Source organism: Maribacter polysaccharolyticus, from assembly GCF_028882255.1.
GTDB classification, from domain to species: domain Bacteria; phylum Bacteroidota; class Bacteroidia; order Flavobacteriales; family Flavobacteriaceae; genus Maribacter_A; species Maribacter_A polysaccharolyticus.
Genome location: NZ_JARBUY010000003.1, coordinates 1 through 24,862 on the forward strand (window position 1 = coordinate 1; position 24,862 = coordinate 24,862).

16 protein-coding genes are annotated in these 24,862 nt (G+C 40.2%); all 16 read right to left on the bottom strand.

Translation table 11 applies throughout. The features are described from left to right. Window positions 1-66: 66 nt before the first annotated feature. Window positions 67-1,857, bottom strand: coding sequence for a glycoside hydrolase family 3 protein (locus PHU20_RS09750; RefSeq protein ID WP_274825184.1), 1,791 nt, complete (start codon window positions 1,855-1,857; stop codon window positions 67-69). 179 nt (window positions 1,858-2,036) lie between these two features. Then, window positions 2,037-2,312, bottom strand: coding sequence for an NrtR DNA-binding winged helix domain-containing protein (locus PHU20_RS09755; RefSeq protein WP_274825185.1), 276 nt, complete (start codon window positions 2,310-2,312; stop codon window positions 2,037-2,039). 79 nt (window positions 2,313-2,391) lie between these two features. After that, entirely contained in the window at window positions 2,392-2,649 is a 258-nt protein-coding gene (locus PHU20_RS09760) for an NUDIX hydrolase (RefSeq protein ID WP_274825186.1), read from the bottom strand. 807 nt (window positions 2,650-3,456) lie between these two features. After that, window positions 3,457-5,661 carry a right-handed parallel beta-helix repeat-containing protein gene (locus PHU20_RS09765; RefSeq protein WP_274825187.1) on the bottom strand — a complete coding sequence of 735 codons (2,205 nt, stop codon included), beginning with the start codon at window positions 5,659-5,661 and terminating at the stop codon, window positions 3,457-3,459. Then, entirely contained in the window at window positions 5,662-6,855 is a 1,194-nt protein-coding gene (locus PHU20_RS09770) for a putative glycoside hydrolase (RefSeq protein ID WP_274825188.1), read from the bottom strand. A 10-nt stretch (window positions 6,856-6,865) separates the two neighbouring features. Beyond that, entirely contained in the window at window positions 6,866-8,506 is a 1,641-nt protein-coding gene (locus tag PHU20_RS09775; RefSeq protein ID WP_274825189.1) for a family 43 glycosylhydrolase, read from the bottom strand. A gap of 31 nt (window positions 8,507-8,537) precedes the next feature. Continuing rightward, window positions 8,538-10,910 (bottom strand): right-handed parallel beta-helix repeat-containing protein, encoded by a 2,373-nt coding sequence (locus tag PHU20_RS09780; RefSeq protein WP_274825190.1) that lies wholly within the window; start codon window positions 10,908-10,910, stop codon window positions 8,538-8,540. 13 nt (window positions 10,911-10,923) lie between these two features. Continuing rightward, entirely contained in the window at window positions 10,924-12,762 is a 1,839-nt protein-coding gene (locus tag PHU20_RS09785; RefSeq protein WP_274825191.1) for an alpha-L-fucosidase, read from the bottom strand. A gap of 8 nt (window positions 12,763-12,770) precedes the next feature. Next, window positions 12,771-14,309: an arylsulfatase gene (locus PHU20_RS09790; RefSeq protein WP_274825192.1), complete on the bottom strand. Its 1,539-nt coding sequence runs from the start codon at window positions 14,307-14,309 to the stop codon at window positions 12,771-12,773. Further along, window positions 14,284-15,705: a family 43 glycosylhydrolase gene (locus PHU20_RS09795; protein WP_274825193.1), complete on the bottom strand. Its 1,422-nt coding sequence runs from the start codon at window positions 15,703-15,705 to the stop codon at window positions 14,284-14,286. Before PHU20_RS09795 ends, PHU20_RS09790 begins: the two co-directional genes overlap by 26 nt. A 36-nt stretch (window positions 15,706-15,741) precedes the next feature. After that, on the bottom strand, window positions 15,742-16,785 hold the full coding sequence (locus tag PHU20_RS09800) for a hypothetical protein (RefSeq protein ID WP_274825194.1): 1,044 nt from the start codon (window positions 16,783-16,785) through the stop codon (window positions 15,742-15,744). A gap of 23 nt (window positions 16,786-16,808) precedes the next feature. Continuing rightward, window positions 16,809-18,413, bottom strand: coding sequence for a sulfatase family protein (locus PHU20_RS09805; protein ID WP_274825195.1), 1,605 nt, complete (start codon window positions 18,411-18,413; stop codon window positions 16,809-16,811). Between the two features lie 12 nt (window positions 18,414-18,425). Further along, a complete protein-coding gene (locus tag PHU20_RS09810; RefSeq protein ID WP_274825196.1) occupies window positions 18,426-19,934 on the bottom strand; it encodes an alpha-L-fucosidase in 1,509 nt (502 codons plus the stop codon). Between the two features lie 26 nt (window positions 19,935-19,960). Continuing rightward, window positions 19,961-21,499: a sulfatase-like hydrolase/transferase gene (locus PHU20_RS09815; RefSeq protein ID WP_274825197.1), complete on the bottom strand. Its 1,539-nt coding sequence runs from the start codon at window positions 21,497-21,499 to the stop codon at window positions 19,961-19,963. A gap of 400 nt (window positions 21,500-21,899) precedes the next feature. After that, window positions 21,900-23,381: an alpha-L-fucosidase gene (locus PHU20_RS09820; RefSeq protein ID WP_274825198.1), complete on the bottom strand. Its 1,482-nt coding sequence runs from the start codon at window positions 23,379-23,381 to the stop codon at window positions 21,900-21,902. Window positions 23,382-23,428: 47 nt separating this feature from the next. Continuing rightward, a complete protein-coding gene (locus tag PHU20_RS09825) occupies window positions 23,429-24,859 on the bottom strand; it encodes a sulfatase family protein (protein WP_274825199.1) in 1,431 nt (476 codons plus the stop codon). Window positions 24,860-24,862: the final 3 nt, after the last annotated feature.

A 24,862-nucleotide genomic window follows, 5' to 3' on the forward strand; every position in this document is an offset into this window, starting at 1 on the left:
CAATCAGTGAGGTTAGAAACTAATTTAGTGTAAACTCTAATCTATAACTTTTGTAAACCATGTATATTAACGAACAGATAGATGAAGGGGAGATCCAGCAGGGATCACCTTTTGATCCAACACCAAATTACCATAGGCATAGGTTGTATAGGAAAGTCCATACCCAAAAGCGTATAGCGGCTCTATATGCTTGCTTTCATACCATCGATACCCTACAAATACGCCTTCATCATATACTACATCTTGTATCGGGTCTATTATCCTATGATCTTGATCCCAGCCAGTATATAATTCGGATCCAGATGGTATATAGCCATAACCTGGGGAGTCTTCGAATTTTTTCTCAATGGTGATCGGCAATTTGGCCGACGGGTTGGTTTTACCTGCAATAATCTCTGCAAAAGCCCTGAAACCAAGCTGTCCCGGGTACCAATTGTACAAAAGTGCACCAACATCCTTATTCCAGGCACTCATGTTTACACCACCGCCAGAACTAACGGAAACTATGGTGTTCTTATTCAACGATAAAATGTGCTGAATTTCTTGATTGATCGTGTCCGGTAGATCGAATGGTCTGTCCCAACCTTCAGAATCAAATGTTCCAGTGCTGTAAATAACGTGGGTTGCCGCTTTAATCTCTTCATCTGTTGGATTATCCAAAAGAGCTACTTTATCCCCATACATCTCTTTTAGGCCATTGATCATGGTGATTTGATCATACCCTACCACTTCTGCCGCACCACCCCCAAAAGGAATTTTATCTGCATACTCACCTGTAACTAAGATGGATATTTCATCTGATGGAATAATAGGGAGCACATTCTTATTTTCTAGCAGTACGATACTTTCCCGTCCCGTCTGCAGCGCCACAGCTTCATGCGCAGCATAGTTCTTTAGGAAAGAGGTGTCCTTTATTGGCCGTTCCAATAATCCCATGGCAATCTTTGTCGTAAGTACATTGGTGACCATTTTATCAATATCAGCTTCCTTTACCTTTCCTTCTTGGATAAGGGATTTAGCAGAGTAGCGTACAAAATGTTCTGGCTTTTTAGTATAATCGGGGTACTCTTGTCGTGGTTCCCCTGGCATATCCAAGTCCAGTCCGGACGCTATCACTTTTTGGGCATCCCAGACAGACCACCAATCGCTCATAACCAACCATTTAAACCCTAACTTCTCACGCAATATTCCTGTGATCAGATCTTTATTCTGTCCTGCATACTCACCATTAACCAAGTTATAAGAAGTCATAACCGCCATGGCACCGGCATTAATACCAGCTTCGAAACCGGGTAGGTATATTTCATGCATTGTTCTTTCGTCCACTACCGAATTTGACGTTCTTCTTTTATAATCTGTATTGTTAGCAACAAAGTGTTTTAGTGTGGCTATCGTACCCGTACCCTGCATACCCAACACATAGTTTTCCGTTATTCTAGAGGTTAGGTAGGGGTCTTCTCCAAGGTATTCAAAGTTTCTCCCGTTTTGGGACACACGATATATGTTTATGCCCGGCCCCAGCAATACGGCGATTTCACCAGCTCGGCATTCTTCACCAATTGATTTGGCATAGGTGCCTGCGAGCTCTGTATTCCAAGTACTGGCAAGGGCAATGGAACATGGGAAGGCTACTGATTTTTCTAACTGGTCGTCAAGTTCCCTCCTAATGTTTACCCCCTGTGAAGCATCTGACATGTACATGGAGGGCACATTGAACCTTTCCAAACCTTTGGTAAAAAACATATTATGACCGGCAATCATTGAAATTTTCTCATCAAGGGTCATCTGGGTAAGAATATCGATTGCCTGCTCTTTTGCTTCTTCGTATTCAATTGGTGGAACGAACGGTTTTAACATAGCTTATCTATTTGTATTGTTTTCGTTATCTGATTCGTTGTGAGATATAATTATCTTTCTTTTTAAAATGAGTGGCTAGTTTTTCTATAAAACTACTTTTCTGGTGGGGTGAAATACACCCCCAGACTTTAATCCGCTCTTATAATTTGTTCTGCCTAAAAACATAAGTAATATCCTTACTAAGTATTGATTAAAAAGTTTTTGCGATACAACTTCATATGAATATCCTTACTGAACCTATATAGTTGTAAAGGTATCTTTGAGACACCTGTTTGTTTCTCGTTAAGCGCAATGATGTATTTTTTACTTATCAGTTTCATTCGGAAATTACGATTGTCCAATTCAATATTCAGAATGGATTGGTATGCATCTTGTACTTCGTTAATGGTAAACCTATCTGGTACTAATTCAAACTTTATGGGTTCAGAAAGACATTTTGTTTTCAAGTCTTCCATCGCCTCGATTATTTTTTGTTAATGATCAAACCCCAAACGTGGCAATTCCTTTACTGAAAACCAATTAGCCTGGTATGGATTATTTTTTTATAGCTACTTCTTCGATTTTCAATAAAAAGTAATACGCACCAGTTATGGTCCTTTGATTATATTTTTCATTGTTTATCCCTAACAGGTCTTTATCCCCCGTTCGCCTATCTTGGTCTCCAAAAGCTTTAAACCGTTGTTTGTATAGATTTGTCAATCCCCTCAGTTCCTTCAAGCCGCTGGTCACAGTTTCGTCCAAAGTTTCATTCCCATACATATGATAACCCGTTATCACATGGTCGTCTACCAAAACCGCTACCTTGTTTTGAGACTACAAATACCTCCTACTCAATAAAAACATTCAGGGACTTTGATTTTGTGTCATATCCTAACACTACGCAGTCTACCGATATATTTTGAATTTTCCAATTCAACACCTTGAAATTAAATCTAGCTAAAATAAAAAATAAATCGTTTCAAAAGATTTATATGACTATTAAATGTTATTTAAACGTTTGAAATGACAACTACATGATACATGTAAAAACCCCATTTAAAACGAAAATATAACGTATATTAAATTTTAAGATTATTAAAATACCAAACATTAAACGTAAATAAGACGTTAATAAACCAACCATTTATAAGAATGATTTTACTTCCGAACTAATTTCTTGAAAACATACGCTGGCAAGAGAAGAACCTAAGCAGATGAATGACCATGATCAATAGTGTAGGAAGTCTAGTGGAACACGAAAGATTTCTTAAGGATTGTCTGAAGATGACTGAGGGTATTTATTAGAAACCGTTTAGCCATAGGTTTATGGCATTGACTAGGCATGATCAATATTTTATGGAATAAAAAACACGGACAGCAAAGTGTGAAAATAAAAACCCCTTAAAATCACGGATTATAAGGGGTTTTAAGTGGTACAAAAATGGGTAAGGCTACCATTGAAAATGAGGGGAATTTGTATCGAGAACAAGAATTATGGTTAAAAAAGATTCTCTATACAATTTTTCGTACCTCAAAATCACTCGAACTGACGGCCATTGAATTATACAATTCAAAATGCACAACGGGTTTGTTTAATTAAATAGGTGTATTCATAATAAGTTACTTCTTCGTATTGATTAAACCTATCTTTGATAAATCGATTGGAACAATCCCCATTTCTATGGCGGGAGATCCCGTTTTGAACCTAAAATCACCATTTTCAGGATCTACAAACATAGGATCTACGGATAAACTATTCATATCCACACCATTTTTTTGATTCTTTTTAATGAGTTCTACCCCTTTATCGATATCCGGTTTACAGAAATATATATTATAATCGGTATCCGCATCCATCGCTCGGGCAAGCGATCTTCCCCTGCGATCTTCGGAACTACCTTCCTTTCCTGGAGGCAACTCATCTATGAATGTGTCCGATGCGGATAATGAATAGAAAATATTCCTTTTAATAGTGCCCCCAGTCAAAGGTCCTTCCCTAACCGATAAAAAATAACCACGGGGAGGTGCAATGATATCGGCAACGACGTTATTTTCCACTTTGTTATCCAGTTTGGTAAGAATACCTTGTGAGGTCGCCTTATAAATCAGGTTTTCGGTTATATACGTTCCCGTTTGACCTCCATCGGTACGAATGGCGGCCTGCATGATCATGTCGGCCATCATATGGTGGATATAATTACGACGAATATGGTTACCCTTACCGGAACCACGAATATAAATGGCATTACCATCCCCTAGTCGCTGCATTGCATGATGGATTTCATTGTATTCAACAATATTGTCTTTGGTATGTAAATAAGGCAATACGTCCTCCAATGAAATATCATCAGTGAATTCTGGGACTTCATTACGACGAATGGTTCGTGTCAATTCCCGTCCATTGGGATTCTTTTTGAAGAAATCGGTCATACAACCCGATAGGATGATCGCCGTATAATCGGTATGGTGGATGAGATTGTTCGCAATACGATTTTCCCCGCTCTGCCATAGAAAAATCCCAGGGGAATGCCAATAAATCTTACCTATATCATGAATTTCGTTATTATAAACCAAATTCCTTTTATTCACATCCTTGGTTCCTGGCCCATACCCACAAATAAGAATACCGGCACCTCCCATATGTTCTATATGGTTACCGGAAATCTTATTATCCATACCATGTAAATCCACACGTATGGCCCCACTACCGCTATCAAGAAAATGGCATTGTTCAATAACACAATTTTCGGTTCCCCTGAAACGGACCAAGGCGTTATCCTTATCGAACATATCCCAATCGTGTTGTAAGCCGGCATCGTCTTTGGTCAAGGTGTATCGCTCCCCATGTTTAAAGGTTAGCCCACGAAAATGAAGATTACGAACCGGAACATCCTTAGGGCCTTTTTTATCGATATCCCCTTCTACACGGATAAATTCCAAAAGTCGTGGTGCCCATACCGCTGACTTATTACGTGGCCAAAGGTAAACTTTACCTGCTTTTGTGTTCAACACCCATTCACCCGGTTTATCAAGTTCCTCGATTACATTCTCTACCCAAATATTTTTGGTTTCTTTGAGAAAATGCAACACATTCATGGCATAGGTTGCATCAATTGACGTTTTGACCGTTTGTTCGCTTGCATTGAAAGATTCTACCGGAAGCATATTGGTTATCCAGGCATGATGTGGCCGTACTTTGATTTCCGCATCTTCCATATTCGTATAATTCTTGAAAGCCTCATCCGGAAAATGGAGTCTACTTTTGCTGTTTGTTTTTTCTTCTGCAATAAAACCTTCCGATTGTGCCCGAGGAAGCATACCTTCTGCATCATAGAGCGTTAAAAACCGATCGGATACATTGGCTTCCCAAACCTTTCCGTCCGCTACATCGGGTAAGCCGGGGAGTTTACCTGTCACTTTTTCCCACCCTGTTATTTCCTTTCCTGAACTGAACACAGGTATTTCACCTGGGTAAGCGGCATACGTAATAGTTGATTCCCCCTTTCCTGAATCCTCCAAACCAAACACCACCGTTTTCTCCAACGTATAAATCCCTTCCCGTATAAAAACCACAATGTCATCCGATGTGTTCTTTTTTAAGTCCCGTACGGCATCCCGGGCGCGTTCCAAAGTTGCGAATGGACCATCCGTACCTGCCGAATTGGGGTTTTCCAATGTTCCGGACCAATCGTCCGACCCTTGGGTCGATACGTAAAAATCAGCCTTTAATTCAGGTTCTTTTTTGTAATCAATACTTCTACATCCCAATATTAGGGTCAAAATGATAATCAATGGTAATTTCATGTGCTTATTTGTCTTTAACATTTATATCCAAGTAATTTTAGCCTGTCTGCTTTCCGTATCTACCCAAACACTGGCATGTTCAAACTCCCGGGTGAACTCCCAACCTTCAGGCTTTATTCTTTTGTAAGCTCCTTTAGGTTTTCCCAATGGCTTTTGCAACCCTGGATAATCTACTAGGGCGCCATCTGCCAATCCCCATCCCCAGCTATACATAAAATAGGAATAAGGCTGTGCGCCGATCAAGAAGCAAGCCAAAGCATATTCCAATTTTTCCTGTGAGATCTTTGGCATCACCTTATACTTTTCCTCCTGGGTCATACTGCGAAGAAATCGTCGATTGTGCCCCTCAACACCTAGGCGAAATACGGAAATTTTACCCGCTTTGGCATTTCTGAGCATATTATCCCAATCGGAAAGCAGCTTTTCTTTATTGTAATGAACAGCGCTATAATTTTCAAACATTATGGCATCACTTACTGGGTAAACAAATTTCGCATTATCATCGCATGCATTATTGGCCAATAGTATTTTATCGTCCCCCAACGCTTTTTTAAGACCGGCCATCATTTCCCCCATGGCTATTTCAATATCATTTTTTTTATCTTTCCTTAAATTGACGTTGCCGTGCATTTGATCAATGAAGGCCCCATCACTACCCGATTCCCTAACACCTTTAGCTACTGTTTCAACCCACCAATCGCGGAACTCGGGATTTAATACATCAAAAAGAAAAGCGGTGTGTTTTTCCGCCAATTTCCCGGTTTTAGGATTTTTAAGCAGGAAGTTTCTAAGGTTCTCGGATGCATCAATATTCTCTTTTGTAAAATCTTTACTATAAGAGGTGTAAGGCCATGCCAATGCTGCATTGAAATAAAACAGGATTTTCATATCGGGCTTTTTATCCTTAAAAGCCGCTACCTCATGTTTAGCTCCCAATTCGGCGGCTCCTAAAGTACCATATCCATGAGATTTTTCAATACATAAGAATGCCGTACGTTTTGCAATGAATTCAACTTCTTCAGGATGTAGCACCCTTTCTTTATCACCGAACATAAAGTACAAGGGCGTGGTCTCCCAACTAAATTTCGGAAAGAGATCCTTTGATTTAAAGATACTACCGTCACTAATGACCAAAGATCGATCCCCGCTTTCCTTTTCCTGTGCTTGAAACGCACTTACTGAAATAAGCAATAGATATAGAAATGTTTTTTTCATTCGTCTACTTTTATGGTTTCACTTTTAAAACGACGTTGTCCCAATAAGCAGTTCCATTGAAATCATCTGAAATCAGACAACGCAACTCTATTTTGGAGAGATCACCACTATTAAAATCCCCTTTGAATTTCACCCACTTACCGGTTTTGGCATTTGGATCCAGTTCAAATTTACAGCTGTCATCAAAGCTACCGTTGGTATCAAAAATCACCTTCCCTATAGTACCGGAATCAACTTTCATCTGCACACTAAGTTCATAGTTCGTATTTGGGGTCAGTTCAACATTTTGAGCGATCGGTTTTGCATCTCCGTTTCCTTTATATTGCATGGCATTATAGCCTTTCGTCGTATTATCCAAGGAGCTCTTATATACTTTTGAAGTACGACTTATCCAATTTTTGATCTGCTCTTGGGTGGCAAGTTCAAAAGATGCATTTTTCACCAGGTTTTCAACGATATATTTTGAAACTTTTATCGATTTGATGGCATCCGTGCAACCAATGGCATTCAAATCGATCCCATCTTCTTCAAACACCCATGATTTCCCCTTAAATTCATCTTTTTCGAAAACTTCAACCCGATATCCTTCCGGAACCTGGATAGATGCCATTGCATGGGACAGAATACCTAGTTTTCCCAAATCATCCTGCTTATAATCGCCTACAGCCAATGTGCCCATCATACCATTGAAATTGATATCCTTATGAACAGTCGGTAATTGCACACCTAACGTTTGCTCTACCATTTTAATGGTGCCATCCTCATTAAAATAAATGGGGTCGAAGCAAATGGAACGGTTGGGTCCTATACCACCCGATAGATTGCCATTGTGATAAAATAAATACCACTGCCCTTTGTATTCCACTACAGAGCCATGGGTCGTAATCACATCCGTACTATTCAGGAAGACTTCGTTATTTTCCCAAGGTCCTAACGGATTTTTACCCATTGCATAGCGCATTTTGTTGAATTTTGGAAAATCATCCGGGTAAATCAAATAATATATATCGTTACGTTTGAATACAAAAGGCCCTTCCCGAAAACCATCAAGACCTGTTTGCTTGATGAGTTCACCGTCTAGTTCTGTCATGTTTTCCTTGAGCTTAACACCGTAACACTGGTTATGTCCTGCTATATATAAATAAGCCTTATTGTCGTCATCGATAAAAACGCAAGGATCGATAAACGCCTCCAGTCCTTCGATATAGCCTTGCTCTTTAAAATCCGAAGCCGGTTTGGTGCTGGTAGCAACCCCTATCTTCCAGGTTTTTTTGAAATCGGTTCCACTTGGATGCGGAAAATAGTAATAATACACTCCATCCTTATAGGCACAATCCGGGGCCCACATAAAACCGCCTTCCTTACGTCCCCACGCTACTTGATCCGAATTGAGAATTTCTCCATGGTCTTTCCATGTTATCATATCTTCAGTTGAGAACACATGATAACCATCCATGGTTTTATAGCCTCTTGGTGGTGCGTTATCCGTTGAAGGATACACATACAAACGACCATCTTCCCAAACATGTGCAGACGGATCTGCCGTAAACATATGACTAACGAATGGGTTGGAACGTCTTTCCTGGGCATTACTGTAAAATGCTCCGAAAATTATTATTGTTATGTATAAATTGATATAATTCAATTTCATAATGCCTTTGTTTTCAGGGCTATACCCAGAATCATAATGTGACCTTTATTTCAATCTCTTTTTGTTCACGAACGACTTTTAGTGTAATTGGAGAGGATTCAATGGTCTCCAATAGCTTTAAAAACCGCTTTTCATTTCCCACCTTTTTACCATTTACAGATAAAATAAGATCACCTTCCAACAATCCAGCCATAGCGGCCTGGGAATTTTGCGGTACTTTTATAAAGGCAATACCACCATCTTCTTTTGAGACCCCATAGGCTGAAAACTCCATTCCACTTAAACCACTGATCGTTGCTCCCATCCAACTCGTGGCTTTGGGGTTCTTTTTGGTACGGTCACTCTTTTTAAGTTTTTCTGAAACACCTAAAGCAGGGATTTCCGGTGTTTCGGCAATCGCCTTAAGTTCCGGTTTTTTCACGCCAAATTGATCCATTGGAAAATTTTTAAAACCAATACCAAAGGCTGGGGAGTCTTCCTGAACCCTAAAATCCCCATTTGCCGGATCGACAAATTTAGGGTCGGCAACAATGGAATTTTCATCCCATCCATATTCTTCTGTCAAGGCAGCATTGAACAGCAGGTTACTATCCACACGTTTTCCGGTTTTGTTTGGTTTTGGAACGTTCACGCCCCTATAAACGAACATGAAAATATTGGAAAACACCTCATCCCCACTGTTTTCATACCATACGTGTGGATGAAATGTATTATTGACCGTGATATTATTCCAAGCCCGTCTTCGAAACCCTTCCCTAAGCTTTAAACCACCTGCCAACATTAAATTGTTATAAATATCGTAGTTGGTAGAACCATCGTCCAAATCTATGTCCCAACCATGATCGCAACGCCAACGACTGTTACGGATTATGGTTGTCTTTATGGCATCTGCAAATGGTAAATCGGGATATTTTTCCAAATCCAGGTTTTTAAGGCGCCAATAGCGATCTCTTCCCCAGGAATTAAAAGAACCATGATCGTGGGTCTCCAATACCGTATTGAATACATCGCAACGCTCAATGACATGCCCACCAAAAGCACCATCGCCGATGTTGATTCCAGCACGGGCACAATTGTAAATGGAACAATCCCTTACTGTGATCTCCATTGCCATGGAGATCTGTACGCCAGCAGGCTGGCGTTCTACCGTTCCTATATCGTGGATCAAGCAATCTTCTACCACACCTAGGGCCGGATAATTCTCCGTTTTAGGACCTGGGGTCGTATCTATTTCTGAGATATCGTTTTTCTCCCCATACTCGAACAACGGATTGCGTAACGCCTTTGGATCACCGACAAAACAAATGCCACTTGCACCGGTATGATGAATGTAACATCCTTTGATCAGGGTGTGACGATTATAGGTATTCACAAAAATGGCATTACCACCAACCTGATCAAACTCGCAATCCAGAATTTGAACCTGCTCAGTACCGGTAAGCATAAAGGCACCGCCTCTAAAAATCGTCCAATCCGAACGTACCATTGGCTCTTTGGTCTCCATAAAAGTCCTTGCCGTATGGGTCGCCACAAATCCTTGTAGGGAAATGTATTTAACGGGATTTTCCATCGTTCCCTGAAAATCCACCAGTTGTTTTAATCGTACTACTTCAACGATAGCCTTCCGTAGATCCGTAGTGGCTTCAGGCTTATAATATAAGGTTTGTGAATCTTCATCATGGAACCATTCCCCCACGGTATCCAGTTCCTCAAAAATATTTTCCACCATGCGGTATTCCTCGTGCATCCCCAACTGACGGTTGTTTTGCCAACCTCCTTCATACGTTACCTCACCATCAGCATCCTTACCGGTAATCAAATAATGATATCCTCCCCAACGTTTGGAATGCATGGCATGAATATATCCTCCTTCCGGATTTTTCCATCCAGCAGCCCGTTCTTTTGAAAAAGCATCGGCCGCATAGCCTTGATAAGCTTCCGTTTTTTTACTGGCATCGTAGTTGGGATAGCGTGCCATACGCCGATTCAACCCATTGACAAAAACCTGATCAATACGCATACCTTTAGGGGTTTTCGCCTGGAATATACCATCGCGATAGCGTTTCCATTTTAATTTCAATTTTAACCCTCCACTTAACACTGCACCCCCTTCATTTTGTGCACGATACACAATAGGATACTTTACGGTACCGGAGTCTTCCGGTTTAAAGACCAGGGTTTCTTGTAAATAATACGTACCATCATCAAAATAAACGGTCACAGCCTCCTTACCGGCATATGACCTTGCCATTCGTTGCGCTGCCGAAAAAGTGGCCAATGGGCTCTTGAAACTACCAGTATTGGTATCCGAACCCTTTGGACTCACGTATATTTCCAAAGCGTACGTTGGGGTCAACATAAAAGCTAAAAAGACATATAAAAAATTTAATGCAAGTCGTTTCATTTTAAAGAGGGTATTAATTATTGATTGGTAAAAGTTGGACACTTATGACATTGGGGGTTAAATCGGTAAAATTCGAAGTGACTTCAAGTGTAAGCGTTTGCATACCGGGATTGGGAATTTCTATCTTCCCTAAGATGGCAACGGAACACTTCATTTCTGTGGCCATTCTTATATTATCGAACCGTTCTTGCTCCTTTAATTTATTTTCAACCGATTGTCCGGCAACAGTTGCCCGCATTTTACCATCTGTTTTCCATGCATCCTCCTCCTTAACACTACTTAAAACAGCCACTTGGTAGGTGCCCGGTTTCATCATCCTAAAATCCCAACGTAAGGCTTGACCTTCCTTTTCAAGGCCAACGGTCATACCTCGAGTCGGCATAATGCCTTTCCCTTTTTTTAAGACCGTGAACGTTCTTTGGTCTAACGGCCGTAACGGTTTGTCGGGAACAAATTCCTCATCATGAATCATAGATCTAAATGCATCTAAAATGACCGTACCATCTTGTTGTTGCACAAAAACCCGATCCATCAGCGGTGCCCCTTCCATTTCTAAAGAAATCACCGATACATAAGGGTCTGGAGCCGTTTCGGGAACCTTGATCGAAATCACATTTGCACCTGCTAAAGCATCAAATTTAGACGTAAAGGAAAGAACATGGCCATTGGCTAAAAGAGAGGCTTTGGTTATGGCATTATTGAGCCCATATAATTTAAAAACACCATCCTTCGGCCAATCGACCACATGTAAATACAAGGTCGTTACCCCTTCGTCGGTGCGTTGGGTAATAGCGCCCCAATTAAATTCATAAGGGTAGGGACTTGCGTGGGTACCGTAAATGGCTTTTCCATTTTTTTTAAGCCATTCACCCATGATTTTCAACCTCGATTGCGATGCTTCGGGAATAACACCTTTACTATCCGGGCCAACATTAAGTAAATAATTCCCTCCGTTTCCTGCAATATCCACAAGTTTTGCCAACATTGTTGCTGCCGATTTCCAGTTATCGTCACCTTTGGTAAAATGCCAAGAATCGTTCATGGTCTGAGCAGATTCGAAATCGACACCTATATTTCCTGAAGGTGTCATATTATCTCCCATGGATAAGTAGTTCACATAATCCAAGGCATCATCATCCCCTAAACGACTATTGGAGATGGCTCCATAAGAATTCAGCAGATCCACCATTTCCTGTTGTCCCAATAACCGCTTTTTACTGGGTTTCCTAAAACCCGCAGAACCATCGAACCAGAATAACCTGGGTTGGTAATTTTCACATAATTCCTTTATTTGCCCATACATGAAATCCATGTATTTGGTAATATCCGCATCTGGATTGGGCCTAAAATGAAACCCTTGACGGTTACTGTATGCTGGGTTGTATTCCGGATGATGCCAGTCTGCAATGGAATAATAAAAACCAAGCTCAATTCCTGCTTCTTTACAGGCCTTTGCCAATTCACCAACGATATCCCTTTTGAACGGGGTTTGATCTATGACATCCCAATCGGTCAACTTAGAATCCCATTTGCAGAAGCCATCATGATGTTTGGTGGTAAAAACAATATATTTCATGCCTGCATCTTTGGCAATACGCACCCACTCCTTGGCATCTAAATCCACAGGATTGAAATCCCTGACAGACTTCTCATAGCGTTCCGTTTTATTGAGGCCTTCTTCTAAATAGTCTTCGGAAGTAGAAGCTCCAAAATGAATGAACATTCCAAATTTAGCCGCTCTAAACCATTCCATCAATTCATCTTTCGTAGCCCCATTTGAATTTTGGGCTGACGAAAATCCTGTTAAAAACAATAATACAGAACAAAAAAAGCAAGTGACTTTATTTTTCATTTCTTAATTTACTTTAAGTTTTCGGGAGCCCAATTGGGAATTCCATACTCCTTTAACTGCCTGTGATAACGCCTTACCAATGGTTGATCTTCTGGAGCGACTTCTGGCAAGTTTTCATTAACCATCATAGGTTTTACAGATTCCCACCATTGATCATAGGATTGTTGCAACTCTTTAACCACATCAGGATAGGAACCATAAACATTTTTAGTTTCTCCCGGATCGACCAAAATATCATAAAGCTCTTTGTTATTGGAAAATCTCCAACGATCCGTGCGTACGGCATTTTTTTTGAATTTATAATTTTCCCGTTCGCCTGTATTCCAACGACCACAATGCACGAATAACTCTCTTTCGTCCCAATCCACATCCTTATTTTCCAGTAACGGCACTAAAGAACGACCATCTATATCCTGCATTTTTTCCGGTGATTCAACACCTGCCAACTCGCTGAATGTTTTATATAAATCGATATGGGCCGTAAGTGCATTTATATCAACACCTTTTTCCAAAACACCTTCCCATTGCATAAAAAATGGCACATGGGTTCCGCCTTCATACGGAGAATTTTTACCCCCTTTCATACCTGCATTATAAGCCCTAAACTTTTCACCATTGTGAGTAATTGGCGGCATGGACATTCCGTTATCTGTCATAAAAATAACGATGGTGTTTTCCAAGGCATCCCAATCCTTTAGTTTAGACATCATGATGCCAAAATTGTCATCAATATTTTCGATCATTCCATAACGTACCGCTGTTTTTTTATCATAACCAGCTTTTAAAAACCTCTTTTGATATTCTTCTGGAGCATTGTCATAAAAAGGACCATGCGGTGCATTTAAAGAGATATAAGCAAAATACGGATGTTCGGTTTCGTGCTGCTCTTTTATCCACGCAAGTGATGCTTTAAAAAACAAGTCTGTACAAAAGCCTTTAGTTTGAACAATGGTATCATTATGTAACAAAACATTATCAGAATAAGTATCATGGGAGTTGGTAGGGAAATCCCCGTATTTTGATTGTCCAATTCCGCCAGCCCCGTGCATTAATACCTCATCAAAACCACGATTATTCGGCAAATAAGCTTCTTCATCCCCTAAATGCCATTTACCAAAAAGTGCTGTTTTGTATCCTGCACTTTGTAATGCCTGAGGTAAAGTATAGACATCTAAAGCCATACGTTCTCTTTGAAAAATCGTATGTGTTACGCCATTTTTAAAAGGAACTCGGCCACTCATAATTGCAGAGCGTGTAGGGGCACAGGTAGGGCTTACCTGAAAATCCGTTAATCGTGTTGAGTTTTCGTGAAAATCATCAATATGGGGTGTTTTAAGAATTTCATTCCCCATACAGGATAAGTCTCCCATACCTTGGTCGTCGGTCATGACCAAAATGATGTTCGGACGACTGTTTTTGAGCGATTTGCTTTTAGATTGTTCATTCTGTGCCATTCCACGACTGGAAATACCAAAAAATAGCAACACGTAAATAATTGTTACGCTTTCCAACTTCATATAATTATTTTTCATTATTCTTTTTTTCATTTAAGAATTTAGTACTGTCTATTTTTTTAGCAGGCGGGGTCCATTCAAACCAATTCAGATTAAACAGTTTTTCAGCTTCACCAACATAGCACAGGTATAGTGTATGACTACCCCTAATTCCGAGTAAGGATGTTGACAACGTTTTATAATCATTCCAGCCACCAGTTGAATCAACAGGAATTGAACCTACTAGTGTCCCTTTAGGGTCGTTTAAACGCAATTCTATACTTCCACCATGATTAGGTGTTGCAACCCTAACGCTAAAAGAAGTAGGTTCATAATTGTTGCCAAAATGGATGTTTTTATAACTAGTCCAACCCCCAGTTGAAATGTCTCCGATATCTTGACAATTAATGCGATCTGTTTGTTGTATTACCTTTATGCCTGACTTTTCTGTAAATGCTTCAGCTTCATGACGTATACTTAGTCCGGCCGTAGGTGCTTTTATCTTTTTGGTTCCTTTTTTTGAACGCTTAACGGGCTTTGGCACGGTAATTTCCACCCCTTTATCGATCGTATAAAAAATAGGTTCTATAGAACCATCTTCACGAAATGTCATTTTATCATAACAAACGGAACGTCGGTAATTACTCCCATGATTCACATCTCCCCTATGATAAAAGAGATACCATTCATTATTAAATTCAATGGCAGAAGTATGATTTGGGGAGTATGGAGAATTTGGTGCAAGTTCACCTTTAAATTTTGCATATTCGGTAGGCAAAGGCGAATCGGACATCCAATATTTAGTCACTTTACCAACTCTTGCACAAAAATAATAAATGCCATTACGCTTAAAAACATGGACAGCCTCGTTAACCACTTCTTTACTTAAGCGAACCCATGGCCCATCCAACTCAACCATATTGTCCTTTAATTTAGCGCCCATTACATGAGAACCTTGATCTCCAATATCTACCCAATGATCATTACCATAAATGTAAGCCTGGCCGTCATCGTCAACAAATACGGTTGGATCAAAAATTGTTGTTATTTCATTCGTCACAGCAGATTCCCAAGGCCCTATTGGGGTTCTACTTTTTGCTACGCCAACATAAGTTATATCACTAGGGAAATACCAATAATACCAACCATCTTTATAGGCGGCATCAGGTGCATTCATGTTAGATTGGGCATATTCAAATCCCTTGTCTAATTGAGGGTCTAATGATACACCGTGGTTCACCCAGTTTTCCATATCCGACGATTCAAGAATCACATAATCCTTCATTCCTTCATAATTCACTGCATCTGGCTGATCGTGTGAACAGTAAACATATACTTTGCCGTTAAAAACCTCAGCTGCTGGATCAGCTACATAAAGGAAATTAGGATCGCTTTCCCGTAAAATAGGGTTTTGAGCGAAGTTCAACTGCCCTATAAGAATAACTGCCAAGAATTTTATGGATTGACTAATCATACATGTGGTGGATTAATTATTCGCATTTGAAATCTTCATCCGAAAACCATTGACAATATTACTTGGCAAATCCTTTGGCAACTTAATGGTCAGTGCATCATTGGTTCGTTTCCATTTGACTTTATTGTCACTTCCCATCGGTTCAATAGCAGAAATTCCAGAATCAGGAAGTCCCCCTTTAGCCAATGATTCTATGACAATATCCCGTGTCGGAATGGCAGGAACAAAAGCATAAAGCACCCCATCTTTGCCTGTAAATCGGATATCTTCTTGAGAATAATCTTTATGGTTTTCCCCTAGACGCCCATCTTTCACTTCCAAAGGCCATTCCCCAAGGATCTTCCATGGACGGGAACCATATATACCCTCGCCATTAATCTTAAGAAAATCATCAAAAGCATTTAGATAACCTTCAATGGTAAAGGTTTTGACAGCGGTACCTTCGGGATATTCCCTATATGTAAATGGATAAAAAAATGGATGTTCTGAAACCCTGACCTTACCGCTTTTTGCATAAGGAATTGGAAAAAAAGAAACTGCCGAAGGTAAAGAATGTTGCGACAAAGGAGAAGGGGGGAAACCGGTACCCCCTATAAGTCCCGACATATTTCCTTTAAGGACAGGTTCGGTTGAACCGGCTAAATGAAATTTGATAAAGCTATCCATTGTACTTTTTTTCAGGGTTCGATATGGCATCCAGGCACAAACAATGGTCCCAGATCCCTGATGACCCATCAATTTCCATTCTTTTTTACCAGCTTTTTCTTCGACAAGGATAAAACCGGCATCCGTATCTTTTGGGTTCTTATCGCAATTGGCAAACCATCCTATGGTATCGTTCGGACTTTTGGATACCCTATTATAACTGCTTTCCTGTTTTTGGCGAAAATCCTCTCCAGGAAATCCGGCTACTGCTTCCCGATCGATCATTTCATTTAAAAGCGATTGAATACCCACCTCTTTTTCCGGATGGGTACATGGGGTTGCAAAAGCAAATACCGGTAAGAATGGATTTGAGATTCTTAAAATACGTCTTCTACATCCCGTCATTTGCATAAGCTATCGTATTGTATTGAAGATTAATAAGCAAAAGCGGCCTGCACCCATGGTGATGAAATAGCATCGTTTTCCTGAACTTTACCCGGTGTACTTCTACCTTCCTTAATTTGTTTAACCAACAACGCTTTTAATTCTTTTACTTTTTCGGGATATTCTTCAGCCACATTCTCTTTCTCCCCAATGTCCATATTCAAATTGAACAGAATATGCTCAGGAAGCTTTTTTTTTGATCTTTCCGGTTTACCATTCGCGTTGATACCTGAATTTGGAGAGAGTATCAATTTCCAATCTCCCTTGCGTATGGCAAAAATGCCCGTTTTGCTATGGTGTATGGTCGATTCTCTTTGATATATCTTTTCTTGGGTAAACAAAGGCATCATACTATAACTGTCTTCTGCCTCATTATCCTTGAAACTGTAACCAACAATATCCGCACAGGTAGCCATAAAATCCGTGGTACAAATCGTTTCATCACAAACCGAATTCCCTATGATTTTATTAGGCCATTTCACTAAAAACGGTACGCGATGTCCTCCTTCCAAATAACTCCCTTTTGATCCATTGTATATGTAACTGGGATTATGACCTTTCTTTGCCAAAACAGAAAAATTGGCATTGGCAGCACAACCATTATCACTGGTGAAAATCACAAGCGTATTATCTTCAATGCCCGAATCCTTTATCGCTTTAAGGATATTACCCATTAAATCATCGATCATCAATACAAAATCCGCATACGGATTAATGTTGCTTTTTCCTTTCCAAGGTTCAATAGGCAAAATTGGATTATGCGGTGCAGGCAAAGGAAGATAAAGGAAGAACGGTTTATCCCCTCCTGCATTTTCTTTTATAAAGGAAACCGACTTTTCAACAAATACCGGCAATACTTCTTCGTGTTTGAAATCCTCTGAAATATCACCTTTTATCCAATAAGCATAAGGGTTTTCGGCTCTGGTCCTTACCGAAACAGCTGTTGGCTCCATCACCACTTTATCATTCTCCACATATACAAAGGGGGGCATATTCAAAGAGGCTGGTAATAGGTAAGAGTAGTCGAACCCTAAATCAAGTGCCCCTTTTCGTAAAGGTTTTGAATAATCTATTTGTTCAAATGGATACTTGTCTTCAATGGCCGAGTAAAATTCCAATTCCTGACGACTATCTTTCAGCGTCCAATTTAATCCCAGATGCCATTTACCTACATTGGCGGTTTTATAACCGTGTTGCCGTAACAAATCCGCTACGGTTAAGCGGTCATCCTTTATGAGCATCGGAGAAGTACCCCAGGTCACAAATTGTTTTAATGGGCTTCTCCAGTTATAACGGCCTGTTAAAATTCCATACCTGGTTGGCGTACAAACCGACGAGGAAGTATGCGCATCGGTGAACTTCATTCCCTCCGCCCCCATTTTATCCAGATTGGGGGTATGTATTTTACTGTTTTCATTATAGATACCCAGGTCCCCAATACCCAAATCATCGGCCAAAATATAGACGATATTCGGTGCATCGCTTTTTATGGATTTTGATTGGGCCATCCCGTTAAATGCAGAAGTGGCGATAAATAAAACAAAGGTTATATTTATTATCCCACCGATACCGTATTTTAATGATTTTAAATCCATTAACACGATTGATTAATTATTCGTTTTTGAAATCTTTATCCGAAAACCATTGACAATATTACCTGGCAAATACTTTGGCAACTTAATGGTCAGTGCATCATTGGTTCGTTTCCATTTAACTTTTTTGTCACTTCCCATCAGTTCAATAGCAGAAATTCCAGAATCAAGAAGTCCCCCTTTAGCCAATGTTGTTATGACAATATCTTGAGTTGGAATGGCAAGAACAAAAGCATAAAGCACTCCATCTTTGATTGTAAATCGGATATCTTCTTGAGTATAGTCTTTATGGTTTTCCCCTTGACGCCCATCTTTCACTTCCAAAGGCCCTTCCCCAAAGATTTTCCATGGACGGGAACCATATATACCCTCACCATTAATCTTAAGAAAATCACCAAAAGCATTTAGATAGCCTTTCTGTTTTTCTGGTATTGTCCCATCGCCACGAAGCCCGATATTCAACATAACCACTCCGTTCTTGCTTATGGCATCCACGGCATTACTTACCATTACAGGCACGCTCATTTTGTTTATGGAATTTTTATTATAAAACCAATCCCCGGAAAGATCTGTGGCCCATAACCATGGTTCCGGTTTAATCTCCCCTGCTCCACCCCTTTCAAGATTATAGGTGAAGGCTTTTCTATTCAAGGTTTTATCCTTTAAGGAAAGTACTACGGTTTGTTTGCCATTATGCTTCTTTAGATCACGATTTAAATATTCAGAAAAAAGCTTGACCCCTATTCCTTTCCCCGGACCTATTTTAGGAAAAGGTGCGTCGTTATTAAACATATCTGGATCGTATTTTTCGATTATCTCCCAACAACGTGCATACCAATGTTCATTCCAACTATCCTGACTAGCATAATTTTTAGAATCATAATCCATGTTAAAGAGTTTCCACTCTAAGGTTCCTTCTTTCTGATATTTCCGTGCGGGGCGCCACCAGCCTGGAGACCAGTATAAATGTGTCGAAACCCCAAATTTTAGTCCATATTTTCTTGCCGCGGCTTTCCATTCCCCAAGAACATCTCGATGGGGCCCCATATCTACGGAGTTCCATGGATGCGACGAATCGTACATATCAAAATTATCATGATGGGTTGCAACCGGCATAATGAAACGGGCCCCATTGTCCTTGACAAAAGCTACCAAGGCATCTGGATCCCAATTTTCACCTTTAAACAAAGGAATCAGTTTTTCGTAACCGAATTCATCCAAAGGACCATATCGCTTAATGTGCCATTCAGACAATTCTTTAGCCATTTTTTTTCCTCCGCCATACATGTTTCTGCCATACCATGAACCATCAAGTGGCCGATCCTCATCGACAGCGGAGGGTATGCCCCAATGAAACCAAACCCCTAATTTACCATCTATCAACCATTCCGGAACCTGATAATTGTCAACCATAGATTCCCAATTTGCTTCAATTTTTGGTACTGTTTCATTGTTTTTGGTCTGACCAAAAATGACAGCGTGACCTAATAAGTATGTTGTTACCAGCAACTGTATTGCCTTCATCCAATATGTTTTATTCATTAATAACCTTAATATACTTTCCTGATAAATAATGAGTCATATTTTTCATACCCATTATATTTTACGCCTTCGTTTACCCAATGTTGCAGTTCCTTATCATATAATTCCCTCATTTTTATCAGAGTGGATTCATTTTCCTCTTGATCGGCAATATTCACCAATTCATAGGGATCATTGACTATATCGAATAATTCTTCGGTAGGGTACAGCCCTTTTTCATTGTCCTCGTAATACCAATAGACATATTTGTACCGTTCATCCATAACCGTAAGGCTATGCGTGGCCTCGGGACCCCAAACTTGAATAATTGGAAGGGTTTCCCGTATTTGTATATTCGTATTCCCTAAAACCGGTCGTAAACTCTTACCATCGTAAATAGAAGGAATTTCTACCCCTGCAAAATCGAGAATGGTTGCCGTGATATCCACATTACCGGATAATGAACTTGATTTACTCCCTTTTTTTAATTGATCATTTCTGGGATCTACAATAATCAGTGGTGTTCTTGCTCCTTCTTCATAAGGCAAAACTTTTGAACCCAGACCATGGGAACCATTGAAATAGCCATTATCCGAAGAAAAAATGATAATGGTGTTGTCATCGATATTCAATCTTTTCAATTCCTCCAACACCATTCCTATTGAGTAATCTACTCCGTAAATAAGCTGATGGTATTTACGTAAAGCTTCTTGATAGGTATCCTCTTTATCGTAGCCCCATTCTGTGAATCTTTGGTATTGTCTTCCCATTCTAGAGTGTTTGGCCAAATGTTTGCCTGCTTCACGACCATAGTTAGGTAGTTTGTCGAATGTTGCATTCGCATAAATGCTGTCAAAAATCGGATCTGGTTCCACAGGTCTGTGCGGGGCTTTAAAATAAACACTCATGCAAAATGGTTGCCCTTCTTCTACGGACTGATTTATAAAGTCTATTGTGGCAGCCCCGTAAGCACGTGTACTATGCGGGTATTGCCCTGCATATTTAACCATGGATCTGTTCTCTATGGTTTTATACGAAGTTTGATGTGGACTTCCTGCCCAAAAATCAAAATCCTTCTTCGCAAATTCACCTTCCTTTCCCCAACCGCCATTGGTATCAGAAACCGAAAAACCGAACTTACCTGCAAAACCGACTTTGTATCCTGCTTCTTTAAGTAATATCGGATAGGATGTTGACCATTGTTTGGTGCCTAATGAACCATGATCGAAATTACAGCCGGTTTTATATTCGAACTGACCGGTCATTAAATTGGCTCTACTGGCCATACAAATCGCAGTGGTATTATAGTGGCGTTTGAACACAACCCCATTATCTGCCAAAACATCCAAGTTTGGTGTTTTCACCACATTATTCCCGTAGTCCCTTTGGGAATCATACGATTGATCATCGGTCAAAAAGAAAATGATGTTCGGCTTTTCTTCTTTTTGTTTTTCCTTTTGTTTTTCTTTTTGGACATTGCACGATTGCAAGGCCAAAAACCCTACGATCAATGACAAGGCCAATACATATTTATGCCTCATTTTCCCACTTGTTCTTTTAAGATTCATATTCTTTAAATTTAGCCGTAATCACTTCCGTTGAAGGGCATGTGACCGGTGTAATATTAATGGCTGCCCCAATCTTTCCATAAAATCGTTACTTGACGGTCCCCTGGTATGCAAACGATATACACAGGCCTTACCTTTTAATGATTCCCTTACATATTCCGAATATCCTATGGAGATGGAATCACCATAAATAAAAACATTGGGTAACCCTGGTTCTGGTTCAATATATCTAAATTGATATCTTGTTTTTGTAAATCTCCCTAAGCTTTCCCATGCCTTTTTACAAACATCACAACCGGTGATCAGCATTTGACCCAATGCCCTTGTTGCAAACAAGGATGCCAAGCCAAAAGCTGAAATCATTTTAAAGGATTGTCTTCTGCCAATCATTCCCGATCCTTCAGTTTAAAGTGATTTTAAGTGCATAACCGTGTTGATCTACTTGTTGACCTTTTAAATCAACCTCTAGGCCTGTGGTGGTTTGTTTCCATGAAATTTCGGAGGTTGCGCCGAGCATCTCCACATTTTTAACCACAATATCTTTATCTGGGCTTAAACTTCTTATAAGCACTTTTTTTTCAGGATATTGAAAAGCGATGGCATAAACACTGTCCCCTTTTTGGGTAAACCAAAAATCCTCTGAGGTAAACTCCACAACAAAGCCGTTTTTTTCCCTATCTCTAGTACCCCCCATGTTCAATTTGGTCGGTCCTTCGTGGGTTATGGTCCATTTTCGGGTGTTGTAAATGGCTTCCCCGTTTACATCTAACCATTTACCCACGGTTAGTAAGTTGTCTATGGATTCTTGAGGCACTTCGCCTGAAGCTTTTGGTCCGATATTCAACATATAATTACCTCCCTTACTTACTATTTCAGTAAGCCAAAACAATAGTTCTTTTACAGATTTCCAATCATGGTCATACGACTTATAACCCCAAGAATTGTTGGTAGTACCCACCGTTTGCCATGGTTTGGTAATCGCTAAATGGTCTTCAGGGATTTTATTGTCCCCAGGAATATCAAAATCACCCAATCCGTTGCCAACTCTTGAGTTGACCAACATTTTAGGTTGTAAATCGTAAGCTATTTTGTAAAATTCCAAGCTTTCGGCCGGAGTCACATAATGTGGATAATCGTACCATAGGGTGGTCATATTGGGAAATTTTGTCAATATCTCCTTTACCTGTGGATACGCTTTGTTCTCTAAGTATTCCGTAAAGGTATTCGGGCTTGGATCCCAAGTATTGACCCCGGCTTTACGCTTTACCCTATCATGTATTTCCCCTCCGGAAGCCAGATATTCCGAAAGACCACAATCATTGCCATCCATCCAATCTATATTGTGCGAATAGTACAACCCAAAATCGATGTCATATTTTTGACAGGCATCATATAATTCCTGTACAATATCCTTGGGATAAGGACTTGCATCCATAATATCATATTCACTTACTTTGGAATCATACATCGCAAAACCATCATGGTGCTTGGAAGTAATGACCAAATACTTCATACCTGCATCCTTGGCTAATCTTGCAATGGCATCCGCGTCAAATTCCGTTGGATTGAATCGGGTTGCCAATTCCGCATATTCGGCCCTAGGGATTTTCGCGCCTAATTGAATCCATTCCGCAACTTTAGGACCACTCAACTCTTCCATTTTTTTACCTTTCCAGATACCTCCCGGAATCGAATACAACCCCCAATGAATGAACATCCCATATTTTGCATCGTTAAAAGCCTCTTTGGCTTCTTCTTTGGATGCGGTCATTTGGTCATAGGTTAGTGTCTGATTTTCATCAACATTTTTGCTTCCGTTTTGTTTACAACCAATAAACCCAAAAAACAACAGAAGTATCCCTATTTTTATTCTTTGCGCCATAGCTCTTTCCTTTATTTATTAGTTATGCGTATTTAAAAAACCTATTATCAACCCTTAATCTTAGCATTCTTTGTCGCCTCTTTCTTATGACCGGATTTATTCGCTTTGGTTGATTTTTTTCTAGCAGCGGACAAACAGGTTTTCCTTGGTTCTTTGGGCAAGGATTCTTTCCATTCATTCACAAGCTTCAATAACGTTTTGGCTTTTTCCGGATCTTTCCCTGCAAGATCGTTTTCTTCTTTCCAGTCTTCCTTTATGTTGTACAACTCATATTTATCCCCTGTAACATCTACGACCAATTTATAATCACCATCCCTGACTCCAAGTGTAGGCCATGTATATTCATTACTTGTACCACCTCTCCATTCCCAGAAAATAGGTTTACTTCTTTCAAATCCCGCTCCTTTAAATGCAGCCATCATACTTTCCCCATCAGGTTGATAATCCTTGGGCATATCGATACCCGCAGCTTCAAAGAAGGTTGGCAATAAATCCACGGCGGTAATGACGGAAGTATCATCTTTGACACCTTGGGGAATGACTTTTGGCCATTTAGCCACGAAAGGCACACGAATCCCTCCTGCGAACAACGAGCGTTTTTGCCCTTTAAGCCCTCCGGTTTCCCCTACGGAGTAATATTTACCCAATCCATTTCCCTTATGGGATTTTTCTTTTTCCGTACCTTCCCATTCCGGGCCATTGTCCGTAGAAAATACGACCAACGTATTCTCTGCAATACCCAAGTTCTGCAACAAGGCCATGATTCTGCCCACGGCCTCATCCCCTTCTGCAATTACAGATGCATATACCTGTTTTTGTTTATCCAATTCACCGAACTCGTCCATGAACTTTTGCAAGGGAAAATGTGCAAGATGCGCTTCGTGAAGCCATAAATTCACGTAAAAGGGCTGATCCTTATGTTTTTTGATAAACTCAACGGCATAATCGACCCCTACAGAACCTGCTTTAGGAATATCGATGGCTTTTGAACCATTGAAAGTAGCGTAAGAATCGATTCCGTAGGCACTTTCGTGTGGCATATCAGGAGCCGAACCCAAATGCCATTTCCCGAAATGTCCGGTAACATATCCTGCCTTTTGGAATTCCCTGGGCAAGGACATTCCATTCGGATCCATCCAATCCGGCATATCCCTTTGTTCATGAGCTTTCCAACCCTGAAAGTGTTGGTGTATACTTTGTCTCGCTGGAAATTGCCCTGTCATAACGGCCACCCGACTTGGTGAACAAACCGGACTATTAACCGTAAAATTGGCAAAGTCCATACCTTCGCCAATCATTTTATCTATATTCGGCGTCTTTATCCAAGTGCTTCCATGCGCACTTAAATCGCCATAACCCCAATCATCGGCAAAAATGAAAATGATATTAGGCTTTTGCGTGTTTGATTGTGCATGTATATTTAATCCGATTGAGGATATCAGGTAAAATGCGAATAAAATTATTTTATAGTTGATCATGCT

Excerpts from the sequence above, each read along its gene's own strand:
- PHU20_RS09805 (WP_274825195.1), bottom strand. The coding sequence starts at position 18,413 with ATGGATTTAAAATCATTAAAATACGGTATCGGTGGGATAATAAATATA.
- PHU20_RS09770 (WP_274825188.1), bottom strand. The coding sequence starts at position 6,855 with ATGAAAAAAACATTTCTATATCTATTGCTTATTTCAGTAAGTGCGTTT.
- PHU20_RS09790 (WP_274825192.1), bottom strand. The coding sequence starts at position 14,309 with ATGAAAAAAAGAATAATGAAAAATAATTATATGAAGTTGGAAAGCGTA.
- PHU20_RS09800 (WP_274825194.1), bottom strand. The coding sequence starts at position 16,785 with ATGCAAATGACGGGATGTAGAAGACGTATTTTAAGAATCTCAAATCCA.
- PHU20_RS09820 (WP_274825198.1), bottom strand. The coding sequence starts at position 23,381 with ATGGCGCAAAGAATAAAAATAGGGATACTTCTGTTGTTTTTTGGGTTT.
- PHU20_RS09810 (WP_274825196.1), bottom strand. The coding sequence starts at position 19,934 with ATGAAGGCAATACAGTTGCTGGTAACAACATACTTATTAGGTCACGCT.
- PHU20_RS09780 (WP_274825190.1), bottom strand. The coding sequence starts at position 10,910 with ATGAAACGACTTGCATTAAATTTTTTATATGTCTTTTTAGCTTTTATG.
- PHU20_RS09750 (WP_274825184.1), bottom strand. The coding sequence starts at position 1,857 with ATGTTAAAACCGTTCGTTCCACCAATTGAATACGAAGAAGCAAAAGAG.
- PHU20_RS09755 (WP_274825185.1), bottom strand. The coding sequence starts at position 2,312 with ATGGAAGACTTGAAAACAAAATGTCTTTCTGAACCCATAAAGTTTGAA.
- PHU20_RS09825 (WP_274825199.1), bottom strand. The coding sequence starts at position 24,859 with ATGATCAACTATAAAATAATTTTATTCGCATTTTACCTGATATCCTCA.
- PHU20_RS09765 (WP_274825187.1), bottom strand. The coding sequence starts at position 5,661 with ATGTTAAAGACAAATAAGCACATGAAATTACCATTGATTATCATTTTG.
- PHU20_RS09815 (WP_274825197.1), bottom strand. The coding sequence starts at position 21,499 with ATGAATCTTAAAAGAACAAGTGGGAAAATGAGGCATAAATATGTATTG.
- PHU20_RS09785 (WP_274825191.1), bottom strand. The coding sequence starts at position 12,762 with ATGAAAAATAAAGTCACTTGCTTTTTTTGTTCTGTATTATTGTTTTTA.
- PHU20_RS09775 (WP_274825189.1), bottom strand. The coding sequence starts at position 8,506 with ATGAAATTGAATTATATCAATTTATACATAACAATAATAATTTTCGGA.